At 61.4% G+C, this 15,030-nt stretch carries 12 protein-coding genes; 4 read left to right on the top strand and 8 right to left on the bottom strand.

The genetic code is table 11. The annotated features are described in order from the left end of the window. Nucleotides 1-12: 12 nt before the first annotated feature. Genes HY836_RS15225 through HY836_RS15210 form a run of 4 tightly spaced genes read right to left on the bottom strand, consistent with a single transcriptional unit; the run spans nucleotide 13 to nucleotide 3,323 of the window. Nucleotides 13-528, bottom strand: a complete 516-nt coding sequence (locus HY836_RS15225) for a type VI secretion system tube protein Hcp (protein ID WP_290677517.1) — start codon at nucleotides 526-528, stop codon at nucleotides 13-15. A 49-nt stretch (nucleotides 529-577) separates the two neighbouring features. Beyond that, on the bottom strand, nucleotides 578-2,053 hold the full coding sequence (tssC, locus tag HY836_RS15220; protein ID WP_290677514.1) for a type VI secretion system contractile sheath large subunit: 1,476 nt from the start codon (nucleotides 2,051-2,053) through the stop codon (nucleotides 578-580). 4 nt (nucleotides 2,054-2,057) lie between these two features. Further along, nucleotides 2,058-2,573, bottom strand: a complete 516-nt coding sequence (tssB, locus tag HY836_RS15215) for a type VI secretion system contractile sheath small subunit (RefSeq protein ID WP_290677511.1) — start codon at nucleotides 2,571-2,573, stop codon at nucleotides 2,058-2,060. A 24-nt stretch (nucleotides 2,574-2,597) separates the two neighbouring features. After that, nucleotides 2,598-3,323, bottom strand: coding sequence for a hypothetical protein (locus HY836_RS15210; RefSeq protein ID WP_290677508.1), 726 nt, complete (start codon nucleotides 3,321-3,323; stop codon nucleotides 2,598-2,600). A gap of 267 nt (nucleotides 3,324-3,590) precedes the next feature. Between HY836_RS15210 and tssJ the strand changes: the two genes are divergently transcribed. From tssJ to icmH, 3 genes are read left to right on the top strand one after another with little or no spacing between them, the layout of a single operon-like run. Then, on the top strand, nucleotides 3,591-4,268 hold the full coding sequence (tssJ, locus tag HY836_RS15205; protein ID WP_290677505.1) for a type VI secretion system lipoprotein TssJ: 678 nt from the start codon (nucleotides 3,591-3,593) through the stop codon (nucleotides 4,266-4,268). A gap of 20 nt (nucleotides 4,269-4,288) precedes the next feature. Continuing rightward, nucleotides 4,289-5,650: a type VI secretion system baseplate subunit TssK gene (gene tssK, locus HY836_RS15200; RefSeq protein ID WP_290677502.1), complete on the top strand. Its 1,362-nt coding sequence runs from the start codon at nucleotides 4,289-4,291 to the stop codon at nucleotides 5,648-5,650. Nucleotides 5,651-5,688: 38 nt separating this feature from the next. Further along, nucleotides 5,689-6,489, top strand: coding sequence for a type IVB secretion system protein IcmH/DotU (gene icmH / locus HY836_RS15195; protein WP_290677499.1), 801 nt, complete (start codon nucleotides 5,689-5,691; stop codon nucleotides 6,487-6,489). A gap of 24 nt (nucleotides 6,490-6,513) precedes the next feature. Here icmH and HY836_RS15190 read toward each other — a convergent pair whose 3' ends face one another. After that, nucleotides 6,514-7,818 carry a replication-associated recombination protein A gene (locus tag HY836_RS15190; RefSeq protein ID WP_290677496.1) on the bottom strand — a complete coding sequence of 435 codons (1,305 nt, stop codon included), beginning with the start codon at nucleotides 7,816-7,818 and terminating at the stop codon, nucleotides 6,514-6,516. A gap of 976 nt (nucleotides 7,819-8,794) precedes the next feature. Here HY836_RS15190 and HY836_RS15185 point away from each other — a divergent pair. Next, complete coding sequence (locus HY836_RS15185; RefSeq protein WP_290677692.1) at nucleotides 8,795-10,648, top strand: DEAD/DEAH box helicase; 1,854 nt, start codon at nucleotides 8,795-8,797, stop codon at nucleotides 10,646-10,648. Between the two features lie 188 nt (nucleotides 10,649-10,836). On the opposite strand, the gene lolA is transcribed toward HY836_RS15185, so the two are convergent. The 3 genes from lolA to HY836_RS15170 all read right to left on the bottom strand — a co-directional run bounded on the left by lolA (nucleotide 10,837) and on the right by HY836_RS15170 (nucleotide 14,806). Further along, entirely contained in the window at nucleotides 10,837-11,541 is a 705-nt protein-coding gene (gene lolA / locus HY836_RS15180; protein WP_290677493.1) for an outer membrane lipoprotein chaperone LolA, read from the bottom strand. 24 nt (nucleotides 11,542-11,565) lie between these two features. Further along, nucleotides 11,566-14,046 carry a DNA translocase FtsK gene (locus HY836_RS15175; protein WP_290677490.1) on the bottom strand — a complete coding sequence of 827 codons (2,481 nt, stop codon included), beginning with the start codon at nucleotides 14,044-14,046 and terminating at the stop codon, nucleotides 11,566-11,568. Between the two features lie 88 nt (nucleotides 14,047-14,134). Further along, a complete protein-coding gene (locus tag HY836_RS15170) occupies nucleotides 14,135-14,806 on the bottom strand; it encodes a cyclic nucleotide-binding domain-containing protein (RefSeq protein ID WP_035039440.1) in 672 nt (223 codons plus the stop codon). Nucleotides 14,807-15,030 lie beyond the last annotated feature (224 nt).

Raw genomic sequence — 15,030 nt, 5'->3', positions numbered from 1 at the left:
GACCTGATTCGATCAAGCAGCAACGGCGACGTTGCGAGCCAGATCCCAACCGGCAGGGTTATTGCCGATGTTGTCCTTACCCTCGGTGTTGGAACCCTTGTAGTTCCACACAACCTTGGAGTACTTGATGCCCAGGACTTCCTTTGGCAGACCTTCCGACTTCACGGAAGGAGAAACGCTCGAGATGATGGCGTTCGTCAGCTTGATGGTCAGATACAGGGTACGGGTCGTACCTTGTGCACGGTAGAACTCGATTTCCACGTCATAGGCGTAGCCGGCCGAGCAGGCTTCCCAGATGTAGGGACTGGAAGTGTCGATGTCCTTGGTGAACACCATCTCAGCGTGTTCGCAGCGCTCGGAGGTGTGGCCGCCAGCGGTCGACGAAGTGGCCGACTTGGGTTGGCGCATTTCGTGTTCCCACGACAGGATTTCCATCCACTTGCCGTCCTTGTGCTTTTCGTCGAGCGACTCGCCGGGGATGTCCTTCGAGTTGGTCTTCTTGATGAACTTCAGGTATATGTCTTTCATTTCTTCTTCCTCCTAACTTGATAGTTAGAGTTCGTTAGTAAACGCTGCCTCAGGCACCCTGAGGCAGCTCAGCCACCAGTCGCAGCGAAACAGAGAGTTCGTCCAACTGGAAGTGAGGACGCAGGAACGACACGGCGCGATACACACCGGGGCGGCCGGGTACTTCCTGCACCTGGACGGATGCTTCGCGCAGCGGGTACTTGGCCTTCTGCTCTTGCGAAGCGTCGTCGGAATTCAATACGTACTGGTTGATCCAGCCGTTCAGGTATGTTTCGATGTTCGATGCAGCAGCAAAGCTGCCCACCTTGTCACGCAACATGGACTTCATGTAGTGCGAGATGCGGCACACGGCAAACATGTACTGCAACTGAGCCGACAGGCGCGCGTTAGCGTTGGCCGCATCGGTGTCGTACTTCTTGACCTTCTGCACAGACTGCGCGCCAAAGAACGCGGCGTAATCGGTGTTCTTGCAATGGACCAGCGGGATGAAGCCCAGGTCATTGAGTTCTTTCTCACGACGGTCCGTGATGGCGATTTCGGTGGGGCACTTGAGTGCCACTTCGCCGTCATCGGTCTTGAAGGTGTGGGTTGGCAGATCCTCCACCAGGCCGCCACCTTCCACACCGCGGATCGCAGCACACCAGCCGTATTGCTCGAATGCATTGGTCAGGCGCGTGGCAAACGCGTAGGAGGCATTCACCCACAGGTACTTGCTGTGATCGGTGCCATCCGTGTTCTCGACAAAGTTGAAGCCTTCGCAGGTCACGCCATCCTTTGGATCGAAGGGCTGGCGACCCAGGAAGCGAGGCAGCGTCACGCCCACGTAGCGGGCGTCTTCCGACTCGCGGAAGGACTTCCACTTGGCGTATTCAACCGTGTCGAACACCTTGGACATATCACGAGGCTTGCCCAGATCGGTGTAGCTCTCCAGGCCAAACAACTCGGGCGATGCAGCCGTGATGAACGGTGCATGGGCGGCGGCCGCCACATGCGACATCTGCTCGATGAAGTACATGTCCTCAGCGCCACGGTCGATCTCGAAGTCGCCGATGATGGTGGCAAAGGGTGCGCCACCGAAGGTGCCGAACTCTTCTTCGTAGATCTTCTTGAACAGCGTGGACTGGTCGAAGTCGATCGAGGTCTTGAAGTCCTTGACCAGTTCCTTCTTGGTGGTGTTGAGCACCTTGATCTTCATCTGCTCGCCCGTCGAGGTCTGCTTGCAGAGGTACTGCAGGCCGGTCCACGAGGATTCGAGCTTCTGGAACTCGGTGCCATGCATCACTTCGCTGAGCTGATCGGAGATCAGTTGATCGATCTCGGCAATGCGGGCATCGATGTTGGCCGAGAGGTTGTCAGAGACGACCACGGTGCCGTCCAGCACTTCCTTGACCAGCTCGCCAATGATGTCCTTGGCGCGAGCATGTTCGGTCTCGGTCTTGGCGACCTTGCTCTTGGCAACGATGTCATCCAGCAGGCTGACGCTTTCGGCCAGTGCACCAGTCTGAGCTTGCAATTGGGCGCTCATGGTCTCACTCCTGGTCTTGCTGAGCTTGGGCGCCCAGCGTCTTGAGGTGTTCGGTGTTGCTCAGCACCTGGCCAAGCAAGTCTTCCAGCTTCTCGTTGCCAGCCAGCTTGTTACGCAGGTCGGACAACTTGGTGCGGGCCTCCAGCAGCTTGCGCAGCGGCTCGACTTGCTCGACCACGGACTCGGGGCGGAAGTCATCCATCTTCTTGAACTCGAGGTTCACGGCGAACTCACCACCCTCTGGGCTGAGCTTGTTCTTCACGCGGTAGCTGGCGCGAGGGGCCATGCCGGCCAGGACTTCATCGAAGTTGTCCATGTCGACATTGACGAACTTGCGGTCCTTCAACTTGGGCGCGGGCTTGTCCGGATCTGGCTGGCCAGTGAAGTCGCCCATCACCCCCATCACGAAGGGGAGCTCTTTTTGCTCGATGGCGTCGCCGATCTCGACGTCATACGTGAGCTGAACACGCGGTGGGCGCACGCGCTCCAGACGTTTTTGAACGCTGTCTTTCTTGGCCATGGAAAGGCTCCTTCCTTGAACTGATTACTGCAAAGCACCAAAGGGGTTGTTGCGGCCACCCGCAGCCGAACCGGCTCGCGCCGCGTTCGCTGTAGAGGGAGACTTGACCGGCTGCGTCAGCGCTGGTGCGGCAGCTGGCGCGGTATTGGAACGGGGGGCGGTGGACACGCCAGGAGCTGCGCCAGCCACTGGCTTGCCTTGAGCCTTGCTGGCAACCTTGGCCTTCACGGGCTCGGACGCACCGGCAGCAGGCGGCGGCACCAGGATGGGCTCACCCAAGGCCTCGCGGATCAGCCTGGCCACACTTTCGGCCTCGCTGCGTGCGGAACCATTGACTTCATTGGCCTTGCGCAATTGCTCCAGCGCCAATGCACTCACCCGCAAGCCGCTCACGGCCAGGATGCTCTTGGCGGTCAGGTCGTTCACATCACGTTGAAGAACTTCCTGAGCTTCGGTGATCGCCGCCCCATATTGACGGGCATCGAAATGGATCTGGGCCTTCTTCAACCAGGGTGCCTTGGACGATGGGTCTGCCTTGATCGCCAGATCAAGCTGCACCATGGCCTGTTCGGTGTTGCCCTGTTTCTGGGCTTTGTCCGCCGCAGCCAGGTTTTCATTGACCTGTTCCTGCACAGCCAACCTGGCAGCCACATCATCTTTCTTGGGTGTGGACGAACATGCTGTCAACGCAGACAACACAGACACCATCACCGCGCAGCACATGCCGCGGCGTACGCATTCCAGACTCAATCGAGTACTCCCTGTTTGATCTTTATCGTTGCCGTGAAAGCCCTTTGGCATCAGGCGACAGGCCGGATTAAAGCCGAATTCGAATTGACTGCCTGCCCCCATAGGGGGGTGATTTACAGACTCTTTCACTTGGTTGCAAATCACACCCCCTCCGGTGGGGGAGCCCTGTTCATCGGGCCTTCAGAGCTTCTTAAACTACGCGCCTGCGATGGGCACAAGCAGCCCCGCTCAAGAAGTATGAACACCAGAACAAGGGAGAGGCATGGCATGCGCATCAGCAGTCTGATGGCCGCATCCCTGCTCGTGTTGAGCGGTTGCGCATCAACGCCTTCGGCGCCATCGATGCCATCTTTGCCCGCTACACCCACCGCGCCAACGCCACCCGCCAGCGAAGGTCTGATGGGCATGATCAGCAGCGCCACCGATGCGGCGCTGTCTGCCGTGGGCCTGAAGAAGCCGGAGGTCCCCGCCATTCCGGAAGTGCCTGACAGCGCGCTGCCAGACTACAAGGTGAACTGGCGCATCTATGCCAGCGAATCACTCAACGTGGATGACCGAGGGCGGGCACTGCCGCTGGTGGTTCGCATCTACAAGCTCAAGAGCCCGGACGCCTTCCTGCAGGCACCATCCGACACCTTCGGTGACGCCACCAAAGAGAAAACCGTGCTCGGTGACGATCTCGTCGGCGCGCGCGAGATCCAACTGGTGCCCAATCAGCATCACGAAGCCACAGACAAGGTGGCTCGTGAGGCGCGCTACATCGGCATCGTCGCGTTGTACAGACACGCCTTGACTGGCCGCTGGCGCTATGCCTTCAGCACGGCGGCTGCAGACAAGACCGGGCTGACCATTGGCGCCCACGCTTGCGCCATGAGCATCCAGGTCGGTGAAGCCATCGGTCAGGCTGCCAGCATGGTGCGCTCGGTCGCCCTGCCGTGCCCCTGACACACAAGAAAGAAGCACACGTGATCCAGTCACCCAAGATCCTCTGGGGCGAAGGTTTGTTCCTCAGGCCTCAGCATTTTCAGCAGCAAGACGCTTATCACGAGTGGCGCCTGGCCCAGATGTCTCGCCTGCTTCATCCGTATGCTTGGGGCGTGCGGCACATCAAAGTCGATCCCGATGCCTTGCAGACAGGCCTGCTGCGCGTCCTTGAGTTGCAGGTGGTCTTCCCTGACGGCGAACTGTTCAATGCGCCGATGGAAGACGAGTTACCACCGCCCGTGTCGCTGGGTGCGCTCGACGAACCCAGCAAGCAAGCGGGCACAGACACCGTCTTTCACCTCGCCCTGGCACCGCTGCGCAGCAACGGCACCAACATGGCGGCCACCAAAGAAGAAGCCGACACCGCAGCCCGGTACTACCGCAGCCCCATACAGGCAGCCGATGCCTATACCGACGCCGTGGCAGCCGAACTGGTGGTGCTGCGCAAATCCGCGCGACTGCTGCCAGATGCAGCGCCCCGCGGTCACCTGGTCAGCCTGCCCTTGCTGCGATTGAAGAAAACCTCGACAGGCGGCCACGAGCTTGACGGCCGATTCATGCCGCCCTGCATGAACATCCAGGCCTCACCGGCGCTGTTCCTGCATCTGCGCCGCCTGCTCGACGTGATGCAGGCCAAGGTGGATGCGCTCTACGGCCTGCACAGAGAGCCCAGCAAGAACGTCATCGAGTTCCGCTCGGGCGATGTCGCCTCGTTCTGGTTGCTGCACACCACCAGCGCGGCCTTTGCAGGCTTGTCGCACCTCGCGCGCCACCCCGCGCTGCATCCGGAACGCCTGTTCGAGCGCCTGCTGGAACTGGCTGGTGCCCTGATGACCTTCTCCAAGACCTTCACGCTGGCCGACCTGCCCACCTACGACCACCTGAACCCCGGCCCGGCGTTCACCAGGTTGGACCAGATCGTTCGCGAACTGTTGGAGACGGTGATCTCGACACGCTACTTTGCGATCAACCTGCAGGAAAACATCCCGTCCTTCCATCAGGGCCGGCTGGATTCAGAACAGATCTCGCCATCCACGCAGCTCTATCTGGGCGTAACGGCAGCCATGCCACCAGCCGAACTGGTGGACGTGGTGCCCGCACGCTTCAAGCTCGGGGCGCCTGATGACGTGGACAAACTCGTGCTGTCCGCCATGCCCGGCGTCAAGCTGGTACACGCGCCCCAAGTGCCGGCAGCGGTACCTGTGCGCCCGGGCAGCTACTACTTCACGCTGGAGCCTCGCGGCTCCTTGTACGAACGCATGATGCAGGCTCAGGCACTGAGCATCTACGTGCCCTCCGGCATCCAGGATCTGCGCCTGGAACTGATCGCCGTGAATGCCTGACATGTGCGCCATGAGCGCCTGATGATGGAGCAACCGACATGAGCCCCGCTGCCAACGCCCCTCGCCTGTTCGCCGACCAGATCGGTACAGGCCGCCAGCCAACGCACTTGCGCGCCGTGGCTTCCACCGACAAGGAGGCCTCCTCCTTGCTGGACCTGATGTACGACGGCTTCTACCTGCTGTTTCTACTCAAGGGCAAGCACGCGCCCTTGGATGCAGATGTGTTCCGTGACCGCATCAAGCAGTTTCTGACCGCATTCGAACGCGGCGCCACGCGCATGCAGGCTTCCGTCGAAGACATCTACCTGTGCAAGTACGCGTTCTGCGCCACCGTGGATGTAGCCGTGCTGATGTCGGGCTTCAAGGCGCGTGAGGCCTGGATTCGCCTGCCCTTGCAGATGCAGTTCTTCGGCGAGCAACTGGCAGGCGAACAGTTCTTCGAAAAGCTGGAAGAACTGCGCCGCCAGGGCGCACCGCGCGTGCAGGCGCTCGAAGTCTTTCATATGTGCCTGCTGCTGGGCTTTCAAGGCAAGTACCTGTTGGAAGGCACGGAAAAACTCGGCTACCTCACTGCGCGGTTGGGAGACGAGATCGCCCGCATCAAGGGGCATGGTGCCGGCTTCGCGCCGCACTGGTCGGCTCCCGATCGGATTCAGCATCAACTCAAAAATGAAGTGCCCTTGTGGGTGATCGGTTCGGTGTTCGGGTTGATTGCGCTGCTGGGCTTCCTCGGGCTGCGCTGGCAACTCACCGAACAAACCAAGCACGCCCTGGGTGCACACCACCACATCGTTCAACTCGCGCCGCAAGTGGCCAACATCACGATCACGCTGCCCTGATCGGCACCGCAGTCAGCAGACAGGTCAGCTGCCGCTGGCCTCGTCGTCCAGCTTGCGCAGGAAAGCCATCTTGTCGGCAATCTTGGCTTCCAGACCACGCGACACGGGCTGATACCACTGCGGATCGGGCATGCCGTCAGGCAGGTAGGTTTCGCCTGCGGCGTAGGCATGCGGCTCGTCATGGGCGTAACGGTATTCATGCCCGTAGCCCAACTCTTTCATGAGCTTGGTCGGTGCATTGCGCAGGTGCACCGGCACCTCGCGTGACTTGTCCTGCTTCACGAAAGCGCGCGCCTGGTTGTAGGCCTTGTAGCCGGCATTGCTCTTGGCTGCCACGGCCAGATAGATCACGGCCTGCCCCAATGCCAGCTCACCTTCAGGCGCGCCCAGGCGCTCGAAGGTCTCGGCGGCATCGTTGGCAATCTGCATGGCTCGTGGATCAGCCAGACCAATGTCTTCCCAGGCCATGCGCACGATGCGTCGCGCCAGATAGCGAGGGTCGGCGCCGCCATCGAGCATGCGACACAACCAATACAGTGCGCCATCCGGGTTCGAGCCCCGCACGGATTTGTGCAAGGCCGATATCTGGTCGTAGAAGTTGTCGCCGCCCTTGTCAAAGCGGCGGGCATTGAGCGTCAGCGCGTTTTGAATGAACGCGGCATCAATGTGGGTGGTGCCTGCCGCACCGGCCGCCGTGTTGCACTGCTCCAGCAGGTTCAGAAAGCGGCGCGCATCACCATCGGCATAGCCCACCAGGGTGTCCACCGCGAGTTCGTCAAACTGCAGGTGCGACAAGGCCTTGGCTTGCGCACGCGCCAGCAACTGCTTGAGCTCCTCGTCGGTCAGCGACTTCAGCACATAAACCTGAGCACGCGACAGCAGCGCCGAGTTCACTTCGAACGACGGGTTCTCGGTGGTCGCACCGATGAAGGTCACCAGACCGGATTCGGCATACGGCAACAAGGCGTCCTGCTGCGACTTGTTGAAGCGGTGAATTTCATCGACGAACAGGATGGTGTGCTTGCCCCGAGACAGGTTTTGCTCGGCCTGCTCCATCGCGGCGCGGATGTCCTTGACGCCGGAAAACACCGCCGACAAGGCGATGAACTCGCAATCAAACGACTGGGCTGTCAGGCGCGCCAGGGTGGTCTTGCCCACGCCCGGCGGGCCCCACAGGATCATCGAATGCGGCCTGCCAGACTGAAATGCCAACTTCAGTGGCTTGCCCTCGCCGAGCAGATGCGTCTGCCCGATCACATCGGACAGCTGATGGGGGCGAAGCGCCTCGGCCAGCGGCGGTGCCGGCTCCAGTTTGAACAGATCGGACATGCCTGAATTGTCGCAGGCGCGGCGCTAGCTGTTTGCCACTAACCACGAAACACCGAAATGTGACGATTTGATGAAGGTTTCTACTGATTTGCAGATCACGACACGGGCGCATGCTGTCAAAACAGTCCCGGCGCTCGTTCCAGGTCGGCCCCAGACAAGACACTTTCATCAAGAAGAAAGCTGAGGTGCCCCATGTTGACCCTTGCCATCGTCTGCCTCGTTCTGATCCCCATTGGCGTGGACTTCGCCCTGCGCGGCCGCCACCAGACCATCGAGCTGTCCATGACCCGCCAGAAGTGATTTACGCCGGGTACTAGACAAAACCCTGAGGGGGTGTCACAATATGCTTCTTCGCTGCCAGAGATGGCACGAAGCATAAAGATCATCCCCTCTGACCTTTTTCAAGCCGGGTTGTTCACCGCACAAGGTTTCGGAAGCTCTCTAACAAGAGAAGCCTTTCAAAACGTGCAGGCTGACAACCATGAGCGTGTCTTGAGTTCCGGTTGGCGGCGATGCCGTCGCTTATCAACCGACTCACCGTGGCCACATAAGGCTGAAGCCTTCGCCGGATGACCGAGCCAACTCGCTCGATCAGTTTGTGCGCTCGTCACGAAGTACGGACACGAATCCATAGCGACCCCACCTTGGCTCAGGCCGTCTGACGATTTGTCAACGCCTGACCGTGGCGTTTTGTTGCTTGCCTTTTTCGGCAAGTGGCAGCGCTTTGTCTTGCTTGAAAGAAGTTATGTCACAAGAAAACCAATTGCCCGTTAACGACCAAGTTAGTGACCAGATCGAAGCATCCGTGGATGAGTCGCGTGTTGACGCCCACAGCGCTTCCCTGATCGATGCCCTGGCGCGCCGCCTGCAAGCCGAAGAATTCGGTGAAGACGCAGACGAAGCCGTTGAAGGCGAAGAAATCACTGCCGAGGCCGCTTACGAAGGCCCCCGCTTCGAAGACCTGGGCCTGAGCCCCATGCTGTGCCGCTCGCTGCTGGACTCTGGCTACACGCAACCTACGTCGGTTCAAGTTGAAGCCATCCCAGCCGCCCTGAAGGGTGCCGACCTGCGCGTGGCCTCCAGCACCGGTAGCGGCAAGACCGCCGCCTTCATGCTGCCTTCGCTGGAACGCATCATTGCCGCCCGTGGCGACAACACCAAGCGCCGCGAAAAGGGCAAGACCTACGGCCCTCGCGTCCTGGTTCTGGCACCTACCCGTGAACTGGCGATGCAAGTGGCCAAGGCTGCTGACACCTACGGCCGTCACATGCAAGGTCTGCGTGTGGCCACCATCGTCGGTGGCGTGCCTTACGCTGCACAGCTCAAGGCCCTGCGTGGCCCGCTGGACGTGCTGATCGCCACCCCTGGCCGTCTGCTCGACCACCTGGGTACCGGCGCTTGCGTGCTGTCCAACCTGGAAGTGCTGATCCTGGACGAAGCCGACCGCATGCTGGACATGGGCTTCATCGAAGACATCGAAGCCATTGCTGACCAAACGCCTGAAGACCGCCAGACCATGATGTTCAGCGCGACCTTTGCTGGTCACGTTGGTCAACTGGCGCAGCGCCTGACCCGCGATGCCGTGAGCATCGAAGTCTCGTCGCACACAGACAGCCATGACAACATCGAGCAACGCCTGCACCTGGCCGACTCGCTGTCGCACAAGAATGAACTGCTGGACCACCTGCTGACGTCGAAGGACGTTGACCAGGCCGTGATCTTCACCAGCACCCAGCGCGATGCCGACATCCTGGCTGACCGCCTGGCTGACATGGGTCACGCTGTGGCCGCCCTGCACGGTGGCATGCCTCAAGGTCGTCGCAACCGCGTGCTGCAGGCTCTGCGCTCGCGTCAACTGCGCGTGTTGGTGGCCACCGACGTGGCCGCCCGTGGCATCGACGTGCCCACGATCACCCACGTGATCAACTACGGCATGCCCATGAAGGCTGAAGACTACGTTCACCGCATTGGCCGTACCGGTCGTGCTGGCCGCAGCGGCCTGGCTGTGACCCTGTGCGAGCGTCGTGACATCGGCATGATGCGCCGCATCGAGCGCTTCACCACGCAGCGCATCCCTGAATCCGTCATCGAAGGCCTGGAGCCCAAGATGAAGTCCGGCGGCGACAGCCGTGGCCCTCGCATGGGCAAGCCCATGCCTGGTCATCGCAACCGTGAAGACCGTGGCGCACCGCGCTTTGGCGCCAACCGCGAAGGCGGTTTCGGTGACCGCGGCGGTTTCAACGACCGTGGTGGTGATCGTGGCGGCTTCGGCGGCGACCGTCCTGCTTTCGGTGGCAAGCGCGAAGGTGGTTTCGGTGGCGATCGCCCTGCATTCGCTGGCAAGCGTGAAGGCGGCTTCGGCGGCGCACCTCGCGGCGATTTCGGTGGCGACCGCGCTCCTCGCTTCAACAGCGATGACCGTGGTGGCGACCGTGGTGGTTTCGGTGGCGGCGATCGCGGCGGCTTCAACAAGGGTGGCTTCAACGCCGACCGTGGTGACCGCAAGCCGTTCGGCGGCGACCGTCCTTCCTTCGGTGACCGCCCACGTGGTGACCGTCCTGCCTTTGGTGGCGATCGCCCTGCTTTCGGTGACCGTCCTCGTGGCGATCGTCCGTTTGGTGACCGTCCCGCTTTCGGCGATCGCCCCCAAGGTGACCGTCCGTTCGGCAAGCCTGCCGGCAAGTCCTTCGGTGACAAGTCGGGTGGCAAGTCGTTTGGCGACAAGCCTGGCTTCGGCGGCAAGCCTTTCGGTGCCAAGCCTGGCTTCAAGTCGGGCCCCAAGCCTGGCTTTGGTGGCAAGCGCCCAGGCTTTGGCAAGCGCGAAGGCTGATTGAAACCTTCTCACGTCAGGCTTCTGACGTGATGCACTGGAAGTTGTTCAGGCCCGCAGCGTATGGGCCTGAACTTCAATAAATGCCGGGAAGACACCGTCGGCATGCGCGCTGATTCACAGCGGCATCTGACACCCCTACAAATGGGTCAACCTGCCTGGGGCCGCGCCATGTGGCGCGCCAGGCATCAAGGTTGATTCAACACATCTGCCCCTGCGGGCGGAGTGAACTGAAACCGGGTGGTCGGGAAGACCACCTTGGACTCGAATTGCGCAAAGTCCAGGCGTGAGCGTTGGCCAAAGCTGTCCAGGATCTCCAGGGCAGCAAGCTGGCCATTCTTGGTGAAGCCAACGCGCACCGACTGGAACTGCCCGTCTTTGTGGCGCGGCAAGGCCTCCACCCATTCGAGAGATGACGTTGCCTGTGAAGGCGTCGAGGTCGCGGTCGCCGCACTCGACGAGCCAGCAGTCACAGCGACAGCTTTCAGGGTGAAGTCCTTGTCCAGCGACCCACCTGCCAGCAAGGCAGCAGGCGAAGCGCCAATGGTGGCGCTCATCGGCCGCACGGTCACCTGATTGAGATCGGTGTCGTACAGCCAGACCTTCTTGCCATCGCCCACGATCAACTGCTCGGTCGGGCCTGCATAAGCAAACCGGAACTTGTCAGGACGCTGGAACTCCAGCGTGCCCGTTGACTTGCGTGTCTTCTTGCCATCTGGTGAGGTCACGACCTGCGTGAAATTCGCGCGCGCCGTCTGCACGTCCTTGACGAAGTTGCGCAGCATGGCCACGGCATCGGCCGCATACGCCACGTTGGCTACACCCGTCGCACCGAACAAACTTGCCGCCAGCGCACTCGACGCAGCCAGGCGCCAGTTCGAATTCATCTTCATGTTCTGTTAGGTTTTCTGCCTGGATCAGGCGTCCCAGGGCGCAGCGGTGGCGCCACCTTCACCACCGCGCGAAGGCACGATGATCTCGCGGTTGCCATTGGTTGACATCGACGACACCAGGCCGGACTTTTCCATCTGCTCCAGCAGGCGGGCCGCACGGTTGTAGCCAATGCGCAGATGGCGCTGCACCAGCGAGATCGAGGCCTTCTTGTGCTGCAACACGATAGACACGGCGTTGTCGTACATCGGGTCCTGCTCGCCGTCGCCACCACCGGATGGCGAACCATCCAGGTTGCTGCCTTCGTCGCTCAGGTTGCCACCTTCGAGGATGCCTTCGATGTAGTTGGGCTCGCCCTGCGTCTTGAGATACTGCACCACGCGGTGGACCTCCTCATCGCTCACAAAGGCGCCGTGCACACGCACGGGCAGGCCAGTGCCGGAGGGCAGATACAGCATGTCGCCCTGCCCCAGCAACGCCTCTGCGCCCATCTGATCAAGGATCGTGCGGCTGTCGATCTTGCTGCTGACCTGGAAGGAAATGCGCGTCGGGATGTTGGCCTTGATCAGGCCGGTGATCACGTCCACCGAGGGCCGCTGTGTGGCCAGGATCAAGTGAATGCCGGCTGCACGGGCCTTCTGGGCCAGGCGCGCAATCAACTCTTCGATCTTCTTGCCCACCACCATCATCAGGTCGGCCAGCTCGTCGATCACGATCACGACATGCGGCAGGCGGTCCAGTGGCTCGGGCTCATCCGGCGTGAGGCTGAAGGGATTGGGGATCAACTCGCCACGCGATTTGGCGTCGTCCATCTTCTTGTTGTAGCCGGCCAGGTTACGCACACCCATCTTGGACATGAGCTTGTAGCGGCGCTCCATCTCGCCCACGGCCCAGTTCAGCGCATTGCCGGCGAGCTTCATGTCGGTCACGACCGGGCACAGCAGGTGCGGGATGCCTTCGTAGACGCTCATTTCCAGCATCTTCGGGTCGATCAGGATCAGGCGCACATCACGCGCTTCGGCCTTGTACAGCAAGCTGAGGATCGTCGCGTTGATGCCCACCGATTTACCGGAGCCGGTGGTACCGGCCACCAGGCAATGCGGCATCTTGGCCAGGTCGGCCACCACGGGCGCGCCCACGATGTCCTTGCCCAGGCCGATGGTCAGCATGGACTGGGCCTCGTGGTAGATCTGCGAGCCCAGGATCTCGGTCAGGCGGATCATCTGGCGCTTGGCATTGGGCAGCTCCAGCGCCATCAGGTTCTTGCCGGGGATGGTCTCCACCACCCGGATCGACACCAGGGACAGCGAACGGGCCAGGTCTTTCGCCAGGTTGACGATCTGCGAGCCCTTCACACCCGTAGCGGGCTCGATCTCATAGCGCGTGATCACCGGGCCCGGCGACGCGGCGACGACACGCACGTCCACACCGAAGTCCTTGAGCTTCTTCTCGATCATGCGAGACGTCATCTCCAGCGTTTCGGAGGTGATGGTCTCCATGCGGCCCGTGGCGCTGTCCAGCAGATCGATCTGTGGCAGCTTGTTGTCGCCCATCTCGGCAAACAAGGGCTTTTGCTTTTCCTTGACCACGCGCTCGGACTTGGGCACCTCGACCACGGGCTGCTCGATGATCAGCGGGATAGGGTCGGCTGGCGCCTCGTGGCGCACCTCTTCGACCACACGTTCACGTTCGATGGCCGCCTTCTCGCCAATGCGGATGTCCTGTGCCACTTCGCGTTTGGTCTCGCGCTTCTCGCGCAGGCGGTCCACCAGAGCACCAATGCGCTCGGCCAGATCCAGCCAGGAAAACTTCAAAGCCATGGAGGCGCCCGCCACCAGGAGCGCGATCCACAACACGCCCGAGCCGTTGAAACCCAGCCACTTGCTGCTCAACTGCCCCAAGCTCAGGCCCAGGATGCCGCCGGCATGCTCGCCGGCGAGGCTCAGTTCATGGCGATACAGGCGCGTCCACTCCAGCGCACAGCTGGCCGACATCAGCAGGATCACGCCCAGCCACAAACGCCAGGGTGCGAATTCATGGCCATGGTCGAAAGGCGCCGGGTTGGCGCCCACCGTCACGCTGACGGCCGAATCACGGCGCAACCAGCGCGCCAGCCCGCCCAGCAGGATGCGGGCGCCCACGAGCAACAGCCACCAGGCCGATTGCCCGAAGAGGAATTGCGCCAGATCCGAGCCATAGGCACCTGCATGCCCGACCCAATTGCTGGGCTCCAGGTGCTGCCCGGAGGTGGTGAAAGCGGGATCCAGCCGGTTGTGGCTGAGCATGGACAACAGCGCCAGCAGCCAGAACACGCCGCCCAGCAGGAGGCCAGCCTGGAAACGCAAGGTGTTCTCGAGCGGCTCGGCCTGCTCGACCACGGGTGCCGCGGGCACACGGTGCAAGCGACCACTCACGCGCACGCCAGGAGCCGAATCGGCCCGACCACGATCGCTGCCCTTGCCAGGCGCAGCGCCCTCAGAACGGAGAGAACCCAGGGGAAATGTCATGCCACGCATTGTGGGGGAATTTCGCCCATGAAAAACGCCCCTCGCGAGAGCCGCGAGAGGCGTTTACATAGAGAAACTGCGGGGGCAATCAGGCGGTGGCGGCCAGGCGATCTTTGAGCACCACACTGCCGGTATCTTGCGTCTCGATCAGGCCACGCTCTTCCAGGTCCTTCATCACGCGCGACACCATCTCGCGCGAGGCACCCACGTGCTTGGCCAGATCCTGGCGCGACACCTTGCCGCGGATGACCTTCTCGCCGGCGTCTTCGTCGGCCATGTCCAGCAGGGCGCGGGCCACGCGGCCATACACGTCCAGCAGGGCCAGGGATTCGATCTGGCGGTCGGCATTGCGCAGGCGCTGCACCAGGCCACGCAGGATGGCGTAGGACAGCGAAGAATTTTCAGGCAGGCAGCGGGCAAATTCGGCACGACCCAGCACCAGCACATCGGTCTGCACTTCGGCACGGACGGTGGCGGAATGGGGTTCGTTGTCGATCAGGCTCATTTCACCCAGGTAGTCGCCGGCTTCCAGCACGGCCAGGATGACTTCGCGACCGCGCTCGTCCGAGGCCACCACACGGGCACGGCCCGTCAGCAGAATGAACAGGGAATTGGTCTTGCGACCACGCTCGACGATCAACTCGCCTCGGCGATAACGACGCTTGACCACGCCTTCGGCGATGGACTCGGCTTGCGCCTGGGTCAGCATCGAAAACAGCGGTACGCGGCGGATCAGATCGAGATTGGACAACATGGCCATGGCAGCTCCTCTATGTTCAGACGGGATGGGCCTGTCAAGAAAATTTGAATTTCAGGTGAGACTTTTCACCTGTGCGTGGTGTGACAAACAACCTGTCTCTACAATTTTCGGCAGTGGTTCGGAAATATTGAGCACTTTATGCAGCGACACTCTCGCCCCAAGGGCAAAAGAGCGCCGTGAAGACCGCACAGTTCCGAACCGGCTAAGCTTCGACCTACGACTTC

Source organism: Aquabacterium sp., assembly GCF_016234775.1.
In the GTDB taxonomy this organism is placed as follows: domain Bacteria; phylum Pseudomonadota; class Gammaproteobacteria; order Burkholderiales; family Burkholderiaceae_C; genus Aquabacterium.
Note: the sequence above shows the minus strand (reverse complement) of the source record. Positions and strands in the feature narration are given on the sequence as shown.

What these genes read in the sequence shown, in the direction of transcription:
- HY836_RS15175 (WP_290677490.1), bottom strand. Translation starts at nt 14,046, where the DNA reads ATGACATTTCCCCTGGGTTCTCTCCGTTCTGAGGGCGCTGCGCCTGGC.
- tssC (WP_290677514.1), bottom strand. Translation starts at nt 2,053, where the DNA reads ATGAGCGCCCAATTGCAAGCTCAGACTGGTGCACTGGCCGAAAGCGTC.
- lolA (WP_290677493.1), bottom strand. Translation starts at nt 11,541, where the DNA reads ATGAAGATGAATTCGAACTGGCGCCTGGCTGCGTCGAGTGCGCTGGCG.
- icmH (WP_290677499.1), top strand. Translation starts at nt 5,689, where the DNA reads ATGAGCCCCGCTGCCAACGCCCCTCGCCTGTTCGCCGACCAGATCGGT.
- HY836_RS15185 (WP_290677692.1), top strand. Translation starts at nt 8,795, where the DNA reads ATGCTGTGCCGCTCGCTGCTGGACTCTGGCTACACGCAACCTACGTCG.
- HY836_RS15170 (WP_035039440.1), bottom strand. Translation starts at nt 14,806, where the DNA reads ATGGCCATGTTGTCCAATCTCGATCTGATCCGCCGCGTACCGCTGTTT.
- HY836_RS15225 (WP_290677517.1), bottom strand. Translation starts at nt 528, where the DNA reads ATGAAAGACATATACCTGAAGTTCATCAAGAAGACCAACTCGAAGGAC.
- HY836_RS15190 (WP_290677496.1), bottom strand. Translation starts at nt 7,818, where the DNA reads ATGTCCGATCTGTTCAAACTGGAGCCGGCACCGCCGCTGGCCGAGGCG.
- tssB (WP_290677511.1), bottom strand. Translation starts at nt 2,573, where the DNA reads ATGGCCAAGAAAGACAGCGTTCAAAAACGTCTGGAGCGCGTGCGCCCA.
- tssJ (WP_290677505.1), top strand. Translation starts at nt 3,591, where the DNA reads ATGCGCATCAGCAGTCTGATGGCCGCATCCCTGCTCGTGTTGAGCGGT.